The 19,699-nt window shown below is 61.9% G+C and carries 15 protein-coding genes; 8 read left to right on the top strand and 7 right to left on the bottom strand.

Annotated elements, in window-relative coordinates:
* Nucleotides 1-50: 50 nt before the first annotated feature.
* The 4 genes from tkt to CABTHER_RS06340 form a co-directional block, all read right to left on the bottom strand.
* The gene (tkt, locus tag CABTHER_RS06355) at nt 51-2,075 is read right to left on the bottom strand and encodes a transketolase (protein ID WP_014099784.1); all 2,025 of its coding nucleotides are present in this window, start codon (nt 2,073-2,075) and stop codon (nt 51-53) included.
* A 550-nt stretch (nt 2,076-2,625) separates the two neighbouring features.
* Nucleotides 2,626-3,282: a class I SAM-dependent methyltransferase gene (locus CABTHER_RS06350; RefSeq protein ID WP_014099783.1), complete on the bottom strand. Its 657-nt coding sequence runs from the start codon at nt 3,280-3,282 to the stop codon at nt 2,626-2,628.
* Nucleotides 3,283-3,303: 21 nt separating this feature from the next.
* Nucleotides 3,304-4,317 (bottom strand): hypothetical protein, encoded by a 1,014-nt coding sequence (locus tag CABTHER_RS06345; RefSeq protein WP_014099782.1) that lies wholly within the window; start codon nt 4,315-4,317, stop codon nt 3,304-3,306.
* A gap of 30 nt (nt 4,318-4,347) precedes the next feature.
* The gene (locus CABTHER_RS06340) at nt 4,348-5,322 is read right to left on the bottom strand and encodes a pyridoxal-phosphate dependent enzyme (protein ID WP_014099781.1); all 975 of its coding nucleotides are present in this window, start codon (nt 5,320-5,322) and stop codon (nt 4,348-4,350) included.
* Between the two features lie 84 nt (nt 5,323-5,406).
* Here CABTHER_RS06340 and CABTHER_RS06335 point away from each other — a divergent pair, with 84 nt between their 5' ends.
* The 7 genes from CABTHER_RS06335 to CABTHER_RS06305 all read left to right on the top strand — a co-directional run bounded on the left by CABTHER_RS06335 (nt 5,407) and on the right by CABTHER_RS06305 (nt 11,411).
* Nucleotides 5,407-6,264 (top strand): uroporphyrinogen-III synthase, encoded by an 858-nt coding sequence (locus tag CABTHER_RS06335; RefSeq protein WP_014099780.1) that lies wholly within the window; start codon nt 5,407-5,409, stop codon nt 6,262-6,264.
* Nucleotides 6,265-6,283: 19 nt separating this feature from the next.
* A complete protein-coding gene (locus CABTHER_RS06330; RefSeq protein ID WP_014099779.1) occupies nt 6,284-6,613 on the top strand; it encodes a hypothetical protein in 330 nt (109 codons plus the stop codon).
* A gap of 39 nt (nt 6,614-6,652) precedes the next feature.
* Complete coding sequence (gene holA, locus CABTHER_RS06325; RefSeq protein ID WP_014099778.1) at nt 6,653-7,669, top strand: DNA polymerase III subunit delta; 1,017 nt, start codon at nt 6,653-6,655, stop codon at nt 7,667-7,669.
* Between the two features lie 111 nt (nt 7,670-7,780).
* Nucleotides 7,781-8,119 (top strand): divalent-cation tolerance protein CutA, encoded by a 339-nt coding sequence (gene cutA, locus CABTHER_RS06320; protein ID WP_041569645.1) that lies wholly within the window; start codon nt 7,781-7,783, stop codon nt 8,117-8,119.
* A 97-nt stretch (nt 8,120-8,216) separates the two neighbouring features.
* On the top strand, nt 8,217-9,002 hold the full coding sequence (locus tag CABTHER_RS06315) for a DUF4388 domain-containing protein (protein ID WP_014099776.1): 786 nt from the start codon (nt 8,217-8,219) through the stop codon (nt 9,000-9,002).
* 282 nt (nt 9,003-9,284) lie between these two features.
* Nucleotides 9,285-10,154: an esterase/lipase family protein gene (locus CABTHER_RS06310; protein WP_228374030.1), complete on the top strand. Its 870-nt coding sequence runs from the start codon at nt 9,285-9,287 to the stop codon at nt 10,152-10,154.
* A gap of 60 nt (nt 10,155-10,214) precedes the next feature.
* Complete coding sequence (locus tag CABTHER_RS06305; protein ID WP_148263970.1) at nt 10,215-11,411, top strand: DUF4785 family immunoglobulin-like domain-containing protein; 1,197 nt, start codon at nt 10,215-10,217, stop codon at nt 11,409-11,411.
* A gap of 111 nt (nt 11,412-11,522) precedes the next feature.
* Here the strand turns inward: CABTHER_RS06305 and CABTHER_RS06300 are convergent, their stop codons facing one another.
* Nucleotides 11,523-13,640, bottom strand: a complete 2,118-nt coding sequence (locus CABTHER_RS06300; RefSeq protein ID WP_014099773.1) for a M28 family metallopeptidase — start codon at nt 13,638-13,640, stop codon at nt 11,523-11,525.
* 60 nt (nt 13,641-13,700) lie between these two features.
* A complete protein-coding gene (locus CABTHER_RS06295; RefSeq protein ID WP_148263969.1) occupies nt 13,701-15,338 on the bottom strand; it encodes a tetratricopeptide repeat protein in 1,638 nt (545 codons plus the stop codon).
* Between the two features lie 349 nt (nt 15,339-15,687).
* On the opposite strand from CABTHER_RS06295, the gene CABTHER_RS06290 reads away from it, so the two are divergent.
* A complete protein-coding gene (locus CABTHER_RS06290; protein WP_081464742.1) occupies nt 15,688-19,326 on the top strand; it encodes a TonB-dependent receptor in 3,639 nt (1,212 codons plus the stop codon).
* Between the two features lie 143 nt (nt 19,327-19,469).
* On the opposite strand, the gene CABTHER_RS06285 is transcribed toward CABTHER_RS06290, so the two are convergent.
* Nucleotides 19,470-19,685 carry a hypothetical protein gene (locus CABTHER_RS06285; protein ID WP_014099770.1) on the bottom strand — a complete coding sequence of 72 codons (216 nt, stop codon included), beginning with the start codon at nt 19,683-19,685 and terminating at the stop codon, nt 19,470-19,472.
* Nucleotides 19,686-19,699 lie beyond the last annotated feature (14 nt).

Genomic DNA, 19,699 nt, shown 5'->3' with positions numbered 1-19,699 from the left:
ACTGCATCTATGTGAAGTAAAGCGTGAGACTGGGGTGAGGCTCTGCCCGGTCAGGTTTGGGATAGCAGCGACTTGGCTGTGGCGACGACGTTTTCAACGGTGAAGCCAAATTCGCGCATCAGAACGGTAAATGGCGCTGATGCGCCAAATCCTTTCATGGCAATGATTGCACCTTCATCTGTAATGTAATCTCTCCATCCAAGCGGAGCGGCCGCCTCAATGGCAACCCGCTTTTTGATGGTTGGTGGCAGCACGCTGTGGCGATACTCAGCCGGTTGTTGTTCAAAGCACTCCCAACTGGGCATGCTGACGACGCGGGTGGCAATCCCTTCCTGCTGGAGCTGCGCCTGAGCTGCGACGGCCCACTGGAGTTCCGAGCCACTTCCAATCAGGATGAGGTCAGGTGTGTCACCTTGTTCTTTTGAAAAGACATACGCACCCTTGGAGAGGAGGCTGGCCGGGGCGTGGCGCGTGCGGTCAAAGGTCGGCACTTTCTGGCGGGTGAGGACAATGGCCGTCGGTCCTTCCGTGTTGCGAATGGCCGTACACCAGGCGGCGGTGACTTCATTGGCATCAGCCGGCCGGATGACCGTCAGGTTCGGAATGGCGCGCAGTCCGGCGAGCTGCTCGACGGCCTGGTGCGTCGGTCCGTCTTCTCCCAGTCCGATGCTGTCGTGGGTGAAGACATAGATGACCCGCAGGCGCATCAGGGCAGCCAGGCGGATGGCCGCTTTCATGTAGTCAGAAAAGATGAGAAACGTGCCGCCGTATGGAATGAAGCCGGGTGTCAGCGCCAGCCCGTTCAGAATGGCTCCCATGGCGTGTTCCCGGACGCCGAAGTGAAAGTTGCGGCCGGCGCGGGTGGTGGCGCTGTAGGCCGGCGCACCCTTGATAGTCGTGTTGTTGGAGGGCGTCAGGTCGGCCGAACCACCGATAAGGAACGGCAGCCGTGGGGCCAGAGCATTGATGACGCTGCCGGAAGCCTGGCGGGTGGCCATGGCGTCGGTGAAGTGGGGCAGGTCGGCATCCCAGCCGGGCGGCAGGGTTTGCGTCTGGAAGGCCTGCCATTCGGCGGCCAGATCAGGGAACGCGGCTGCATAGGCCGCGCGGCGGGCCTGCCATTCGGCTTCGAGCCGTTCGCCGCGCGGGATGCACCGCCGATAGACTTCGAGCGCCTCGGCCGGAATGGTGAACGGTTCCTCGTAGGGCCAGCCGTAAACCTGCTTGGTGAGTTTGACTTCCTCGGCCCCAAGCGGTTCTCCATGGGCCTTGGCCGTATCCTGTTTGTTGGGACTGCCATAGCCAATGTGCGTACGCGCCACAATGAGCGAGGGGCGGGTCGTTTCCTGCTGCGCCTGCTCGATGGCCTGGGCAATTTGCCGGAGATCGTTGCCTTCGATGGACTGTACGTGCCAGTCGTAGGCCAGAAAGCGCGTGGCGACCTGCTCGCGGAAGGCCAGATCGGTGCTTCCGTCAATGGTGATGCGGTTGTCGGCATAAAAGACGATGAGCTTGCCGAGCTTGAGTGTGCCGGCCAGGCTACAGGCTTCCGAGGCGACACCTTCCATGAGGTCTCCGTCGCTGCAGAGCACATAGGTGTAATAGTCCACCAGGTTGTGTCCGGGACGGTTGAAATGGGCAGCGAGCCAGGTTTCGGCAATGGCCATCCCGACGGCAGTGGCCAGGCCCTGACCAAGCGGGCCGGTCGTCGTTTCCACGCCGGGCGTGTGTCCGTATTCCGGGTGGCCGGGCGTCTTGGAACCCCACTGGCGGAAACGCTTGATGTCGTCCAAAGGTAGATCGTAGCCGGTCAGGTGCAGCAGCCCGTACAACAGCATGCAGCCGTGGCCGGCGGACAGTACAAACCGGTCCCGGTTGGGCCACTGCGGGTTGCGGGGGTTGTGGCGCAGGTAGCGCGTGTAGAGCAGATAGCCAAAGGGGGCATTCTCCATCGGTGCGCCGGGATGGCCCGACTGCGCCTGTTCAACGGCATCAATCGCAAGGGTACGCAGAGTGGTGATACAGAGCTGGTCAAGGGCATCGCCAGCGGCATTCGGAACAGAGGAAGAAGCCATGGTCGAAGGACAGGTTCAGCGTGTTTTGGGATGGGATGTGGTCAGGAAGGGTACTGAAACGGACGGTTGGCGTGTTTGTATCGTCCCTGCCCGGCTGAAAGCAAGCCCAAACGCGCGCTGGCTCGCAGGCTGGCGGCCTTTGCAGCCATCCGAGACTGCGGCAACACGGTCCGAGGGCACGCGCCGGTTTCTGGATTCGGGCTTTTGCAGCCAACCGGCTCATCTGCCGGGTACAGGCCGGAAAGACCTTTGACCCCACGGCTTTGGCTTACTTCAACCATTACGTACGAATTCCGTGAAAGTGTGAGGAAAAGTTGAGGCCGGCCGATTGAAAAAACCTGACGGAAATAACAATAAGTTGTTGCGGGTTTTCAGGCTTGGAGATGTATCGGTGCGGACTGCATCAAGGTTCAAGCTATTTCTTGAATGAGGTCGGCTGGGCGGGGAATCAGAAAACCCCGGCAAAAAACCGGGGTGTTTTTTCAGAAACCAGCTCAATCCAGTTGATACTTTCTCTTGTATGTCAGTTTTTTGCCCTTTGCTGGCAGGCTCAATCGCACATCTGCGGCTTCGACGACAGCCGCGCCCCGCCACGGCAGGAGCGGGTGCGATCACCGGTTTTGTCCGAAACCGCCTCGATTTCGGCGAGGATGTTCAGTATGGAAAACTGCTCGCGGCGAATGCTGAAACCCGCCTGACGAATGGCCCGGTGGGTCTGGCGGTTGAGATGGCATCCGGCGGCGAGTCGCTTCTGGAGCGGAGTCAGGGCATCCGCCAGGTAGCCCAGCCAGCCCTGCGGGCGGACGTGTTCCAGCGCCAGAAAGCAGCCGCCAGGCCGCAGAACCCGCCGGATTTCAGCCAGCGCCTGCATGGGATCGCGCACACTGCACAGCACAAGGGTCGTGACAACCGTATCAAAACTGGCCGCCGGGAAAGGGAGCGCCTCGGCTGTGGCTTCGAGAAAGGTGACGGCAAGGTGGGGCGGCCGCGGTTTGGCGGCAGCTATCCACAGCATGGCCGGGTCAGGGTCGGTGAACATCAGCGATGTGACGGCTGTTCCATAGAACGGCAGATTGGCGCCGGTGCCGCCGCCAATTTCAAGAACCTCACCTGCGGCTTGAGGAATAAGCTGCCGCCGCCGCACTTCAAAAAAACGCCGCTCCAGCGGCCGCATGCAGTTGTCGTAGTTGTCGGCAAACTTGCCCATGGCACGGAGCTGTGACGGCCGTTAGTGAGAGCCAAAGAGCTGATCAACCAGTTCGTTGAGTTCGGGAATCCCGCACCGCCGCTTGCTGAGGTCTTCGATTTGCTTGAGCTTGCGAATCATCTGGACGACCGGCGCCTGCATTTCCGGGAATTTGATGACGATGTCGAACTGCTCGCCGGGTCCCACCATACAGGCTTTGTCATTGAGGAACGTCGTCAGGTGGTTGAGCATGCCTTGGGCGAGGATGGCCACCTCGGCCAGCGTCTTCTGGTATTTCTTCTCCAGTTTCAGGCGTTCGGCTTCGGGACTGGTGGCATCAGGCGGTACGGATATGTCTTCTGTGCTGAATTTGCCGCTGTCCTGGATGGTACGGCGCAGTTCATCAAGCTGCTGCTCGGCTTCGCGCATCCGCCGTTCATATTCAGCCACAACGGCTTCGAGTTCACTGACATCCCGCCGGCCGAGCTTGACCTGAAGGCGGCGGCGCAGGCTGCGGTTGTCCTGTTCGAGGCGCTCAATACGTGCCAGCAACTCTTCCTTTGAAAGGTGGCCGAGCGCGGCTACCGGCCGGTCGGGCGTCAGGCTACGCTCAATCTCCAGGTCTTCTTCGTCGGTGTGGCTTCCCGGCGCAGCCGCCTGCTGCCGGGCGATCTGCTCGCGTCGGTATTCCTCAATCAGCCGGTCAAGGGGAATGACGCCACCACTGTCGGGCATCCCCGGCGGCGTGGTGGGCGTACCGGGGCGTCCTCCGCTATCGGCTGCACCTGGGCTGCTGGTCTGACCGCTGGTGAGTGGGAAGTGTTGCCGCAGGTAGTTGACCAAATCCGGGCGCGGCAGTTTCCCCAGATAGCTGAGAAAGGCCAGATAAAAAGTCGGTGTGACCAGCACAGTCTGAAAGTAGGTTTGCCACCGCTGGTAACTTTCGATGACGTCAGGTCGGCTCAGGTACGGGGATTGCGGGGATGACTGCCGGAGGTTCTCCACTTGTGCCAGGTACGCCAATCCATCCGCTATGTACGGGAATTGCTCATCCATCGTTTGCCGAGCTTCCTCACGAAGACAGAATCAATCGCATTGGTTCAGGCAGTCTGCCAGTTGGACGGCATCCACATTGCCGCCGGAAAGGATAACCCCAACCCGTCCGCCCTGCACGGGGACTTTACCTGCCAGCAGCGCGGCCACACCTACAGCGCCGGTCGGTTCGACGAGCACCTTCAGCCGGGTGAGGAGAAACGCCACCGCTGCGCGAATCTCATCCTCGGACACCAGCAGGATGTCCGTCACCGTGCGCTGAAGAACGGGGAAGGTCAGACGACCCGGCGTGAGATTGCGCATGCCGTCGGCGATGGTTGCCGGTGGGGGGATGGTCAGCCGTTGACCGGCCCGAAAAGACAGATAGGTGTCGTTGGCCAGTTCGGCCTCGACGCCATAGACCGCAAGGTCCGGCGACCAGGCTTTGGCCACCGTGGCGCATCCGGCCAGCAGCCCGCCGCCGCCCACCGGAACGAGCAGGGCATCGAGCGGTCCCACTTCGGTCAGGAGTTCAAGGGCCACCGTTCCCTGGCCAGCCATGATGGCATGGTGGTCATAAGGTGGAATGACCGTTGCGCCGGTTGCTTCGGCCAGCCGGCAGGCCAGGGCTTCGCGGTCATCCCGCTGGCGATCATAAGTGGTGATCCGGGCGCCATAGCCACGGGTGGCGGCAACTTTGGCCGCCGGCGCATCGGTGGGCATGACGATGGTGGCCGGCACGCCAAACGTCCGGGCCGCCAGCGCCACGCCCTGGGCGTGGTTGCCGGAAGAAAACGCCACAACACCCCGCGCACGCACTTCGGGAGCCAATGTTGCCAGGCAGTTCGTGGCCCCACGGACCTTGAAGGAGCCGCCCCGCTGAAAGTTTTCAGCCTTGAGAAACACACGCTGCCCCACCCGGGCATCCAGTGTCCGCGAGGTCAAAACCGGAGTACGGTGAATGTGGGAGGCAAGACGATGCTGGGCGGCGACGACATCCGCCAGCGTCAGGGCACCAGGCTTTGTCATAACGGGCAAGTATCGCACACCAGTCCAGCTTTTGCTATTTCCGAGTCCCTCTTTGGGAGTATGTTGAAGGTAAGCAAAAGGGCTATGACGCAGACACGTCCACTTCACGGTAAGCACATTCTGGTCACCCGCGCCGCCCATCAGGCGGCGGCCTTTGTGGCGTTGCTGGAACAGTACGGCGCGCAGGTAACGGCCCTGCCCACAATTGCTGTGACTGACCCGGTGAGCTGGCAGCCCCTGGATGCCGCATTGCAGCGGCTGCGGGAGCAGAAAGCCGGAACGGCCCGCCACTACGACTGGATTTTCTTCACAAGCGCCAATGCGGTGAGATTTTTTCTGAACCGCATGGCGTTTCACGGTGACCAATCCGATCTGCTTGCCGGGCTGCGCGTATGCGCCATCGGCAAAGCCACGGCCGGGGTGGTGCGCGATGCCGGGCTGGAAGTTGACCTTGTGCCCGCGCACTTCAATGCAGAAGGCGTCGTGGAAAGCTTTGTCGCCTTTCACGGGGGGCAGGTTGCCGGGTTGCGGGTGTTGCAGCCGCGCGCCCGGATGGCGCGTGAAGTGCTCGGCGAGGCGTTGACGGCGTTGGGTGTGACCCTGGAGGTGGTCGAAGCCTATCAGACGGTGCGCGCCGATCTTGACCCGGTGCTGTGGCAGGCACGTCTGCAATCCGGCGCGTTCGATGTCGTGACCTTTGCCAGTCCCTCGGCGGCGCTTCAGATGGCCGAGGCTTTTCCGAATATCGCGCCAGGTGCATTGCTGGCAAAGACCAAGGTGGCCTGCATTGGCCCCGTAACCAGCCAGGCCGTGCGGGACCTGGGTCTCGACGTGGCCATTGAGCCGCCGGAAGCCACTCTGCCGGCTCTGGCCGAGGCCATTGCCGCCTATTTTGCGTCCCAACCGGAGGCACTCCCACCAGAGGAACCAACCGGTACCTGATTCCAAAGGAGAACCGCTCATGCCGACGCCGCTCCTCCTCGAACAAGACCTGGAAACCGATGTCCAGAACATTCCCAACTATGCTGTACGGGTGGAGACCTGCTTTGCCCGGCGGCTGGAATCCGGCGATGTCCGCATTACCGGGACGGTCATCAACACGGGACTGACCCGTTTGCAGACACCTTACCTTTATTTCACCGTCCACGACCGGTTTGGAACGCTGCTGCGCGAGGAAGTCACGGCGGCCGGCGTCAAATTCATTCAGGGTGGCGAGGAAATTGCCATTGAGGTACTGATTCCCGACTGCTCGACGAGCGCTGCCCTCGTGCGCGTGCTGGCTTCGACCTGACGGCTAGCCAGCCGCCGCCCGACCCACGTCCCCGCAGCCATGAAAGCCACCGAATTTCTGGAGCGTCTGCCGACGACGGAGCCAGGCCCGCTGTATGTTCTCACAGGAGAGGACACGTACCTCCAGCGGGCCTGTGTCCGGGAGATGTTGCACCGGCTGATCCCAGAAGGTGTCTCGCGGGACTTCAACTATTCCGAACACGATGTCGAGCGGGACACGCTGCGGCGGGTGCTGGACGTGGCACGGGAGTTACCCCTGCCGCCAGCGCGGCGACTGGTGGTAGCCCACAACTTTGAGAAGCTGACCGAAGCCGAGGTCGAGCTGCTGAAAGATTACGTCCGCCAGCCGGTCTCCACCACGACCCTTGTATTCTGCGCTGGGACGCTCGACAAGCGCCGTACGTCCGTGACGGTCCTGCTCAAGGTGGCAACGGTCATCGAATGTGCACCGCTGACGCCCGAAGAGGCCCGCAAGTGGATTCTGGCTTACGGGCGACGGCAGGGGTTTGAGTGGTCGCCGGAGGCGCTGGGGCCCCTCATCGGTGCTGTCGGGTGCGATTTGGCGCGGCTGACACAGGAGTCCGAAAAGCTGATGAACTACGTCGGCCCGGGTGGGCGCATTGGTCCCGAAGCCGTTGCCGCGCTGGTCGTCCGGTCGCCGCACGAGGACAATTTTCTGCTGGCCGAAGCCCTCTGGCAGGGCGATGCGCCGAGGGCCCTGCGCCTGCTCCATCGGCTGCTCGGCCGGGGTGAAGAACCGGTGGCGCTGGTGGGGTTGCTGGCCTGGCAACTCCGCCAGATGTTGCTGGCGCACAACCTCATGGCGGTCAACACCCCCCGTGACACCCTGCTCCGGGAGTTGCGCCTGCCGCCCCACCGGTTAAGTGCCTTTCTGGGCGCTGTCCGCAAGCAGTCGCCTGCCCGGCTGCGGCAGGGACTCATCCGCCTCCAGTTCGTGGATGATGCCCTGAAACGGGGCTATGCCACGCCGCGACTGCTGCTTGAACTCTTCCTGTGTGAACTGCTGGCGGCGGAGACAGCGGTTTCTCCACGTTGACCGCATTTTTTTTCGGCAAATCCGGGGTGTAATAATCCAGTTTGCTTTGCTATACTCGGCGGCGTCGTCGGAAAAAGCTGTAACAGCAGCGATTGTAGGGTGGAACATCCTGTGCCGCATACCGCAGATGTGTGGGTCGTGTTGGTGACGACGGACACTGCCGAGTCAGCGCGCGCGCTGGCCCGGACGGTCGTCCGTGGCGGATATGCCGCCTGTGTCAACATCGTACCGGGGGTGACCTCGGTCTATGTGTGGGAAGGTGCCGAACGGGAAGAGGCCGAGTACCTGCTCGTCATCAAAACGACGCCGGCACGCTATCCGGCGCTGGAGGCCGTCCTGCGGGAGCAGCACACGTACACCACGCCGGAGATTCTGGCGCTGCCAGGCTGTGCGGTGTCCGCAGCTTACGCTGCCTGGGTTCAGAAGCAGTGCACGGCCGGGCCAGACTGAGCGGATAGCACTTTGGTAGGTTGTCCCAAAGTTCTGACGGTGGCGATGGCAAGGCACTGGGGTTTTGTTTTTGGAAACTGTGGCGAGAGGAACCAACATGCCAACCAATCTGGCTGACGTCAAAGAAGTCCTGGTGGATGTCGAACTGCTGACCAAGTATCGCATGTTCGACCGCGCACTGTCGTTGTTGGAAACGGCGATTGGTGTATCGCCCAAAAACATCGAACTCCGGGAACGTGCGTGCAGCATCGCCATCGAGCAGGGGTGGCGGCAAAAAGCCATCGAGCACCTTCTGTCGCTGTCCAGCCTGTACATCGAGGCCGGGAAGCTGGAACAGGCCAACTCGGCACTGCTCAATGCCAAGCGGCTCAATCCACAGCTTTCGATTACCTCGCGCCTGAATGCGCTCAAAGACATCGAGCGGCATCCGCGCCAGATGGGGGCACTCCAGCCGGCACCGCAAAATCTGGCAGCGTCGAGTTACTACGCAGCGCGTGGACGCGCGCTGCTCAGCGGCGACCTGAGTTGCTTCAGCCTGTTTGACATCATCCAGGTCATTGAAAACAGCCGCATCACCGGCTTCATTTCGATTCAGTCGCCGGGACTCATCGGGAAGCTCTACTTCAACGACGGTCTCATTGCCGACGCCTCGACCGACATGTTGCGTGGCATTCCGGCGCTCAAGAAGTTTGCCGAACTCACGTGCGGTTACTTCGAGGTCGAAAAATCCGCCGTCGAGTACAAGCAAAACATTCAAACCACGAGCAACACCAGCCTGATTCTGGACATTCTGCGCGAACTGGACGAAGAACGCTCCATGGGCGAAAACGTCATCGAGATTCCCCTCGATGACGCTGGCGATGCCGGAACCCACATTCACTGAAGCCCACACGGAAGCCCACTGGGTTTGGCAGCGTGCCGGCGGCAATTGCCTGACGCCGGGAGGTGTCAAGGCGGTTGACGTTGTCAAGTGTGCTGCCGTCTAGCCAGTTGACAGGCAGGCTGGCGCACCCCCTTCGCACTTTTTGATAAATCCTTGTACGACAAAGACTTGTACTTTTACGTCGCCCTGCCGTCAGGCGCGTCTGGGTGGTTTATCGGGTGGCACGTTGTTTGCCGCTCTGAATGAACAGTCATTCATCCCTGGCTTGGAGAGACGGCAATGATGCGCAACCCGCGATGGACGTGGCTCGGTCTGGCAGCGATGTGGTTTGGTCTCTGGCTCGGCTGTGGCACGAGTGCGACGGCCCAGACGACGCTCGTGTTCGTTCATGGAAAATCCGATGGCGTGTCCACCGACAGCCGCACGAAGGTCATCAACAACTACTGGACGCCGGATATGATCCGGGCGGCAACGCGCAACTACACCGTTCCGTACGAGGTCGTGTTCTACGACGGGCGCAAGCACTACTGGGACTGCGCCGTGGATGTGGCCGCGCAAATCAACCAGTTTATCACCAACGGCCGACGCAACCTTGTCTTCGTGACGCACAGCATGGGCGGCGTGGTGATGCGTTTCATCCTGTGCAATGCCGATCCGTCCGACCCGTACTACAACTACCGGGGCGCCAACTTCAATCGCATTCAGACCCATACCCGGCATGTACTGTCCTATGCGCCTCCAAATGCCGGTTCGGAAGCCGCTGACCTGGCCGGCACGCTGAGCGGCTCCTGGATGACCGCCTGGCTGGTCAGCCTGCTGGACAACAATTCGCCTTCAACCCGGGCGCTGACAACGGCCCATTTCCGCACGGCCAATGCCAACTGGATGCGCGACAGTCTGCGGAGCAAGGCGATTTTCACCGTGGCCGGCACGGGTCTGTGGAATGACTTTTGTCTGGAGTGTGTTGGGTTGGCCACGCTCTCCGGCCTGGCCGGCCTGCCTGGCGAAGATGACGGCATGGTGGCCGAATACAGCGCCCACTACACGAAAGCGCCGGGTGGCCGGTGGTACAACACCGACGCCAATCACCACTACAACCGCCGCAACAGTTACCGCCGACTGGGTGAAGACATTGCCCGGTATGGCTACTAAGCCACATGGCGCTGATGGGGCAATGCAGCACAATCCGCCGGGTAGGGAGGTTATACGACAATGGCACTGACAGGACGTGGATGGATGGTTGGGTTGGCGGCGGCCGGAGTCGCCGTCGGGTTGGGCATCGTGGCTTCACTGCCAGCGCAGAGTGAAGTGGACGTCGATCATCCGGTGCCGGTCTCGGCGCTGACGACGACCACGCTCGAAAGCCCTTCACCGGACTGCGGCCGGCTGACGGCCGAAGACCTGGCGCTGTCGTCGTCCCGCACGGAAACGTTTTCAACGCGGTATGTCCTGGAAGGCGTCACTGGGGAAGTCGCCCTGCCGGTCACAGGTAGCCATGCCCACATCGGGGTGTTTGTGGAGGATGAAACGGCGCAGGCGACGCTGCTGACACCCACCGGGGGACGCCTTCCAGTAGAGTCCGTCCCGCGCGACGTTGACCCCGGTACGGCGCTCTCGCGGGCGGAAGAAGCACCCCACGGCAAGTTGGAAGCGACGCCGCGCGGTGTTACCACCCCGCCCGGACTCTACCGCCTGCGCCTTGAAGGCGGCGGGCGCAGTGGTGAGGCCAAGGCGGCTGCACCCCGCGCAACCGTCGTCGTCAACGACGACAATGACCTCGTGCTGCATAGCTGGCTGACCGACAACCTCGTGGATGCCCGCCAGACGACCGAAATTCACGTCCAGGTGCGGGAAGGTGGAAAGCCGGTGGAAAAGGTACGGGCCACAGCGCGCATTTATCACGAAAACGGGACGCTGGTGCTGGAGCATGCCATGACGGGGCTGGGCAATGGGGACTTCGGCCTCAAAATCCGGCCTCTCCAGCTTGGCCGGTTTGGCAAGGTCATCCTCGATGTGGAAGGGGTGACGGCCGCCGGAATGCCTTTCAGGCGGACGGGACTGCTCGAAATTGCCAGCGGTGTGGCCGGTGGACGCCTCATGCGCATTGTGGGTGAGCGTCTGACCGACCAGGGGCTGGAAGTTGATCTGGAGTATGTCGTCACCCGGGCCGGGCGCTTCCATGCCCGCGCCAATCTCGTGACCTCGGACGGGAAACCGGTTGCCTGGGCGCAGGCGGCTGCCGAAGCCGCTGTGGGCCGGCACGTCATGACCCTGCGTTTTGACCGTCGCCTTCTGGTGTCCGGGAAGTTGCTCCTGCGCGATCTTGAACTGACCGACGTGACCGAGTTTCCGGGCGTCAAAAGCCCGACAAGAATTGGAACTTATGCCCTTGAGCAAGCGTTGCAGTGAGTGGGATTTCTCCTGAAAAGCCGTTTTGCTTTGGGCGCGTCGCCTCTCCGACGCGCCTTTTTTGTTCTCTTTTTGTGCCAGTGCCCGAAAGCGGGGCTGACCCAGGGAAGGTCACAGAACCCCTTTCCTCACTGGTTGTGTGTCCTTTTTGCCAGATGGTTGTCCCTGCAAGGTGCGGGTCGCTTTTTTCAGCGCCGTGACGATCTGTTCCATCGCCCGCGCCACATCGGCGGCATCGTTGCGGGTGAGCGCGTAGCGTACCCCGGAGAACACCTCCGCGCCGTAGCCCGAAAACACCCCCGGCGCATAGACGACATGGCGCGCGTCGTAGCGTTTGGGAAGCCCTTCTGGAGCAAGCAAAAAGCCTTCAAACTGGCGGCGCAGGCGATTGCGGATGGCAAGCGTCGCCTGGGTATCCGGCTCGGTTTCAAAGGCTTCTGCGGCAATGGTCAGATCACGGGCGGCATCGAGCAGCGCCGTGGCGTCGAGTTGGGGATGCTCCTGCGCCAGTTCCCGGGCCAGGCGTTCGATTTCACGGGCGTAATCCAGCAGGTTGAGTTCAATCCGGGGGGATTCCGCCAACCGGAACGCCAGCAGCGCCCATCCCCGAGCCATGGCGGCATGGCGGCTGAAGGTCGGATCGCCAAACTTTTCCATCCAGCGAAAGCTGTCGTAAGTCGAGTGATAGACGCCGTAACTGCCGGTCGAAGCCATGTCCAGGCAGGCAATGCCGGCAAGCTGTAAAAAGGGCGCGTAGTCCGACCCGCTGCCCAGCTTGCCGAAGCGCACTTCGGACGCTTTCTGGTCCTGGGCGCGCCAGTTGTCATAGAGGCTGCGCGTTCCGCTGGCATCCGGGACATCCTGCAGGACGGATTTCGTGAAGGACCACAGGCTCGGTACGGCGCTGGCGCGGAAGTTGTCGCCGCTTACGGCGCTGTCCACGTTGAGGTAGCAGACGGCTTTTTCACGGAGTTCGGTCAGGTGCTCTTCAACCCATTCTGTTGAGCCGATGAGTCCGTATTCTTCGGCATCCCAGCTACAGAGCTTGATGGTCCGGCGGGGCTGCCAGCCGGTTTTCCGCAACTCGCCAAAGGCCCGGGCCACTTCGAGCATGGCCGTGGTGCCGCTCGACGGATCAACCGCGCCGTAAACCCAGGCGTCCCGGTGGTTGCCGAGCAGAATCCACTCGTCGGGATGGTCGCGTCCGGTGAGCGTCCCGATGACGTTCCAGATGGTGCGCAGGCGGTAGTCCATGGTGAGTGCCATGCGGACGCGCGTCTCCCCGTTGCCGATGCGGTACTCAATCGGCAGCCCGCCAATCCAGTCCTTGGGTGCGGCCGGCCCCCGCAGACTTTCCAGAATGGGCAGGGCATCGCGGTAGGAAAGCGGTTGGATGGGAATCCGGGGCAGTCCGGCATCTTTGGGGGCCAGGCGCGACGTGCCTTTCTTGGCCGGACGGCCCGGCGTCAGCGGATCGCCGGGCGGCTGGGTGAAGGCGCGGTAACTGCCACGCTGTACGCAGTTGTCCGTGCGCCAGGGACCGTCGGGGTAGGTCTTGCCCTGTACGTAGCCGTCGTCCTTGGGATCGGAATAGACCAGCAGCCCGACGGCGCCTTTTTCCTGGGCTACCTGGGCCTTGACGCCCCGGTAGCACTCACCGTAGCGCACAAGAGCAATCTTGCCCTGGACGCTGACGCCCAGTTTTTCGAGCACTTCGTAGTCGCGTGGAAGCCCATAGTTGACATACACAACCGGGGCTTCGACTTTGGCCGAAGGCGACCAGGCCGCAAAGGTCGGCACGGCCAGCGGCGAGGCGGAATCGGGATCGTCAGGCAGCGTCGGCTCGGTCAACGTGCAGCGGTATTTGGTCGGGGCTGTCATTTCCACCCGCCGTGACTTGGGCCGGGGCAGATAAACCTCATACTCGACGAGTTCCACGTCAAAACCGGCGCGCTGGAGTTCGTCCCGGACGTAGAGCGCCGTGGCGTAGTCTTCGGGTGTACCGGCCAGATGCGGCTTGGCCGTCAGGGTGCGCAGCGTCTGGCGGGCGCGTTCCGGCGCTGGCGCGGCAAGAAGCTGGCTTTCAAGGGCAGAAAGCCCGGAGCGGACTTTGGCGGCGGCGCGGTGCGGAAGAGGAAACACCACCGGGCCGCCCAACAAAGCACCACACGCCAGGCAGGTCACAAGGAAACGGGGCAGTGAACCACGGGTTACAATCGAAAAAAGCATGGTGCTGGGAGATGAGCCACGGAAAATGTCGGGAAATGGACGCCACAAGGGTCGGGCAGGCTAGCGGTGGCGCGGTGTCGTGCCTGCGCTGACCGTACCACATTGGGCAAGTTCCTCGAACAGGGCAAACAATCCGGGATCGCGGCGGGCAAGTTCTTCACGGGTGTGCCCGGCTGTGGGACTTGCCGGCCGCCGCTTGGCCGTGGAGATGTAGGCTTCATAGCCCTGGGCAAAATACTCGAATTTGTCCGAGGCGGCATAGTAGTCCAGCGCATGCCCGTCCCGCACGGCAGCGTCATAGAGTTTCTCGATGCGTTCGAGCGTGGCGGCGTCCAGTGCACAGCTATGAATCTGGTGGGCGAACTCATGCGCCAGTGTGTTGAAGCCGCCGTGTTCAACGGCCCGCAGCGTTTCGATACCGGAAACCGTCACCACGCCGCCCACTCCGCGCAGGCTTCCGTAGTAGCGGCCGTCAAACGTCGTCCGTTCGGCCAGTGACGCACAGCCCGGCAGATCGCCAAGCTGCCGGTCAAGCGGCAAAATCCAGTGCCGCGCGCCACACCGGCGCAGTTTGGGGAGGAAATGCGCCAGTGGCGCAATCGTGGCCAGTACAATCTGCCGCTGGCCGGGCGTCAGGGTGTCCAGGTTCGGGAAAACGGCTTCCAGTTCATCCTTTACCAGCTCAACCGGCAGGGCATCGTGAAAGGTGAGCTGGGGAATCGGCGCGCCCAGGGTGCGGGCGGCGGCCTCGTGGCGCGCCAGGTTGACCAAACTCAACTGCAAATGGGGCAGCGGGTGCTCGGCATCGAGTACAAGGGCACGCCGGGCGAGTTCTTCTGCCCGGTCCAGTTCTTCACGTTCCAGGGCCAGCGCCGCCCGGCTGAGCAGGGCGGCAAAGAAGGTGGGGTCATGTTCCAGCGCCTGATCGAAGTAGCGACAGGCGCTCTCGATGTCCTGCCGTTGCCGCGCTGCCTGTCCTGAAGCATAGGCCGCGCGGGCGGCCGGCGAAGGCAGACGGTGGGCTTTGCGGCTGCGGATGTACTGGGAGTATGTACGTCGTACCCGGATGTTGTCCGGTTGGAGTTCGAGGATGCGCTCGGCCAGTTGCCGTACTTCACTGGGCTTGCGTTCCATAACACGCACTGCACACAGCACGGCCAGGGCATCGGGGTAATTGGGCGCCAGCGCCACGGCCCGCTCGGCATGGCGGCGCGCTTCCGCCGCCCGGTTGCGCTCGATGAACAGGCGCGCCCCCAGAATGTGAACACTGACCGCATCGGGATACCGCACCAGCAGGTCGGCCAGTTGCTGCTCACAGTCATCGAGCTGTCCGGCAGCCAAGGCAACGGCGGCCAGCCCGGCCGGACCGCGGTCATCTTCGGGGAAGCGGCGGGACAGTTCCTGAAAATACCTGGTTGCCGGTTCAAGGCATTCCGCCGTGAGGTAAATCAGCCCCATTTCAGCCAGTGCGTCGGCCTGAATGGCTCCCTCACCGGTCTGGGCGGCCTGTTCAGCATAGCGGACGGCTATGGCGTAGGCATGAGCCTGGCGGGAAGACTGTGCAGCCGCAAGAAGTTCCGCGGCACTGGTTGGTTCGCCGGCTTGTGCCCGACCGACGGCCAGGATGAGACCAGCCAGCAGCCAGACCCAAAGGTAGGACCGTCTGCTGTGGCGTCGCTGCGTTTGAGCGTGAGCCAAAACGGCTGCCGGTTTCAAGGTTCGTTTCCCGCGCAAGGCAACCAGAGGTCGCGTCACCTGATTGTGGAAGACCCGAACGGGCGGTAGTAGCCACCGCCTTCATCAGCGGCGAAGTGACGCGCGCTGTGTGGTGCGTACCGAACCCGGCCGGTTTTTTGCATTTCCAAGATTAGGTAAGGCGAATGCAGCCCCCAGCCTAGCCCGTCAGGGCGCTGGACGGCAACCCGAAGTTGCCAGCCTGTGACGCCAATGTGACCGTACGTGTGGTTCGGGACGTGACAAACCCCGCGAGAAAAGGCAAGATAGCCCTGCTCCACAACACATTCATCTGTATTTCACGAGGTTCGCTATGCCGACTTTCTGGGGGCTTGCCCACGGGGCAGCCCGTTGGGTACCGGTGCTTTGGCTTGTCTGGTTGTTGCCATCCCTGGCAATGGCGCAGGGAACAACCTCCCGTTTGACGGGAACGGTACGTGACCCTTCCGGCGCGCTCGTCGCCGGCGCGCGGGTGACGTTGACCAACGAGGGCACAAACGTTTCACTCGAAACACAGACGAGTGAAAGTGGTGTCTATGTGTTTGATTCTGTTCAGGTTGGAGTCTATACCGTGACGGTCGAGGCCAACGGTTTCAAGCGGCTGGCTCTCAAAGGCAATCCGGTCAACGTCGGACAGCCGACAACGGTTAATGCCACGCTGGAGGTTGGCGGGGCGCAGGAGGTTGTTGAAGTAACAGGCGCTGCGGAGCGCATCCAGACCAGCAGTTCCGGCAACCTGGGCAATCTGGTTGAGCAGCAGACCATCGTGGCGCTGCCCATCGTCGGGGCACGCGGCCGCAACCCGCTGGAATTCATCAACTTTCAGCCTGGTGTCGTGGTTGGAGCCAACACCGGGGGCGGCGTTCACGTGCATGGCGCCCGTGACCGCGCTGTGAATTTCACGCTCGATGGCATTGACACCAATGAAACGAGCGCTGGCGGGTCGAACTTCTCGCCCACCCGTGTCAACCCCGATGCCCTGGCTGAGTTTCGCGTCATCACGAGCAACCCGTCGGCCGAAAACGGGCGCAGCAGCGGCGCGCAGGTGAACATGATCACCCGCTCCGGGACGAATGAATTTCACGGCACGGCGTTTTGGTTCTACCAGACGCCCGGCTTCAACGCGAACGAGTACGAAAACAATCTCAACGGCATCGTCAAGCGGCAGTTCGTCCAGCACATTGCCGGGGGGAGTCTGGGCGGGCCCATCGTCCGCAACCGGCTGTTTTTCTTCACGAACTTTCAGGCGCTGCGCGCCAGCGAAGGGCGTCCGGTGACGCGCATTGTTTATACCCAGACGGCGCGGCAGGGCATCTTTCGCTACGTCATCGGAGGCCGCAACCTGCCCTTCGGCGCTACGGGCGCTTCGGTGGATGCCAATGGCAATCCCGTACCGGGACTCAACATCGGGACGTACAACATCGGCATGATGGACCCCCAGGGATTGGGGCTTGACCCAACGATCCGGCGCATCATTGACCTGACACCGCTGCCCAACAACTTTGCCGTGGGAGATGGTCTCAATACGGCCGGTTTCCTGTTCAACGCCCGCGGCCGCGAGCAGCAGGAGGACTACACCACCAAGGTGGATTATGTCATCAGCGACCGGCAGACCATTTTTGCACGGGTTTCGTGGGGGCGGCAGGACTCGCTGGGCGACTTTGCCAACGCAGGCCCGGCAGCTTTTCCCAACACAGCACGTCTGGTGGATACCCGGCGCCGCCCCCGGAACGTGGCCATCAACCACCGGTGGTCGCCGACAAGCAGCCTGACCAATGAATTCGTCGTGGGGCTCAACCGGTTCACCTTCAGTTTTGACAACCCCGACCCGGACTTTGCCAACAATCCGCCGGTCACGCTCAACGACGTGACGACGCCCACTTCCAATCTGGCGCCGGTCATCAACCGGCGGGCGCTGACGACCTTCCAGTTCGTGGACAACCTGACCTACGTGCGTGGCGCCCATACAATCAAGGCAGGCTTCAACCTGCGCTTTGGCCGGCATATTGACCGCCGGACTTCCGTCGCCGGTCTCAATACCCAACCCTCGGTCAACTTCAGCACGGCCATCAACACGGTGAGCGTGGCGGCGTTTGGGATTCCGGGTAACATCAACACGGCTTTTGACCTGCCACTGTTGCAGCGGACGATCAACAACCTGCTGGGGCGCGTCGGACGGATTTCCCAGGCCTTCGTTTCAATTGGCAACCAGTACGGCCCACCGGGGACGATCTTCACAGCCGATGCACGCTATCCAGAGTATGACTTCTACGTACAGGACACGTGGCGGCTGCGGCCCAATCTGACGGTTGACTACGGCCTGCGCTGGGAACTTCGCCCGGTCTTTCGCGAACCACGGCGGCTGGCCGTGCCTGACCAGCGGCTGGCCTTTGGCGCTCCGCCCACCAATACGGCGCGATGGATCAAGGGGGAGCCTTTTTCCGATGATCTGAACAACCTTGCGCCAAGTGTTGGCGTGGCGTGGGACCCGTTCGGGGACGGCAAAACGTCAATCCGCGCCAACTACCGCCTGGCTTACGACCGCCTCAACACCTTCTTGGCTTCCTCGTTTTTGTTACCGACAGTGCCAGGGGAAACCATAGGGGTAATCAATGACACGTTTGGGCAAGGTGGGGGACGCCTGCGCAACCTGCCGACGCTGTCACCACCGGCCGGGGTCTCGCCCAATGCTCTTCGCCAGCCACCAGCGTTTTCAGCCAACAGCATCACGGTCTTTGACCCGAACTACCGGACGCCGAAGGTTCACCAGTGGGCGCTCAGCATCCAGCGCGACCTGGGGTGGAACCTCGTGCTGGAAGCCAACTACATCGGGCGGCACGGGAACGGGCTGCTGAGCGGCTACAACGCCAATCAGGTGAAAATCTTTGAAAATGGTTTCCTCGATGCCTTCAACACCATGCGCCCCTGCGCCGTGTCGGGGACGTTTACGCCTGCCTGCAACAGCCCGCTCATCAACCAGTTGCTGGCCAATCCGAACGGTTCGCAGACGACCATCAACAACTTCCGTGGCAGCCTGACGACAAACAACGTTGCCGGGCTGGCTGTGTCGCTGGCGCAGCAGATTGGCGCCAACCTGCCGGCGCGCGGCTTTTCACCCTTTTTCTTCTTTGACTTTCCGCAGTACACCGGCGGTCTGTTCGTTGTGGACAGCTATGACTTTTCCAACTACCACGCGGCTGAACTTCAGTTGTCGCGGCGGTTTCGGGATGGGCTGAGCTTTCAGTTCAGCTACACTTTGGCGAAGTCCCTGGACACCCGTTCGTTTGATCCGACCTTCACGGTGGCGGCCAGCGGCGCGGTGCAGTCGGCTTCGAGTACGCCGTTTGACATCCGCAACCGGCGCATCAACTACGCCCGGTCAGACTTTGACCGGACGCATTCGTTCCAGGGGAATTTTGTCTGGGAGTTGCCGTTTGGGCGCGGACGCCAGTATGCCAACAGCCTCAATCCGGTGCTGGATCAAATTATTGGAGGATGGATGGCAGCCGGCGTGGTGCGGTGGACCTCCGGGCGTCCCTTCACGGTCTTTTCCGGTTCCAATACCCTGAGCAATGCCGTGCAGTCGTTTGCTGACTGCAATGGGTGCTCCCGCTCACTCGGCTCTCTCCGGCAGGAAGCCGGAACAACCTTCTTTTTCACGGCAGATGAACGCGCGCGCTTCAGCATTCCGGCGCCGGGCACGCTGGGGAACACCGGCCGCAACTTCTTTACGGGGCCGGGCTTTTTCCAGCTTGACCTGACGGTAGCCAAGACCTTCCGCATTGTGGAAGGGGTCAACCTGCAGTACCGGCTGGAGATGCAAAATGCGACAAATACGCCGTCTTTTGCCTTTCCAACGGCCATTGTGACCAGCGCCACCTTTGGTCGGATTCGGGACGCCGTGGTGAGCGGCTCACGCCGGATTCAGATGGCGCTCAAGTTCACGTTCTGATCCCGCCAGCCTGACTGATCCCGCCAGCCTGATCGCCAGCGCACCGGCACACACAAAACAGGCGCACATAAAAACGGTGAATGGGGAAGTAGTGACCATTCACCGTTTTTGTATCTGGTTTGTGCTCGGTTGAGAAGCGGCACCTAGCGTCCCTTGGAGTCCACTTTGTATCGCTCCAGGACTTCACCGGTCAGCCCATCGAGGACGACACAGGGACGATCGCCAAGGTTGTTGATGTGGAGGTTCAGGGCTGCTTTAGCATTCTGGGCGCGGATGACGTAAATGAATCGTTCTTCGGGGGTATTCCCAATGACGCGGATGAAGAAGTCGCGCATGACTTCGTTCGTTCCACCGGGCATGGCCAAGGTCCTCA

The sequence above is a fragment of the Chloracidobacterium thermophilum B genome, from assembly GCF_000226295.1.
GTDB classification, from domain to species: Bacteria; Acidobacteriota; Blastocatellia; order Chloracidobacteriales; family Chloracidobacteriaceae; genus Chloracidobacterium; species Chloracidobacterium thermophilum.
This window is presented reverse-complemented; position numbering and strand designations above follow the sequence as displayed.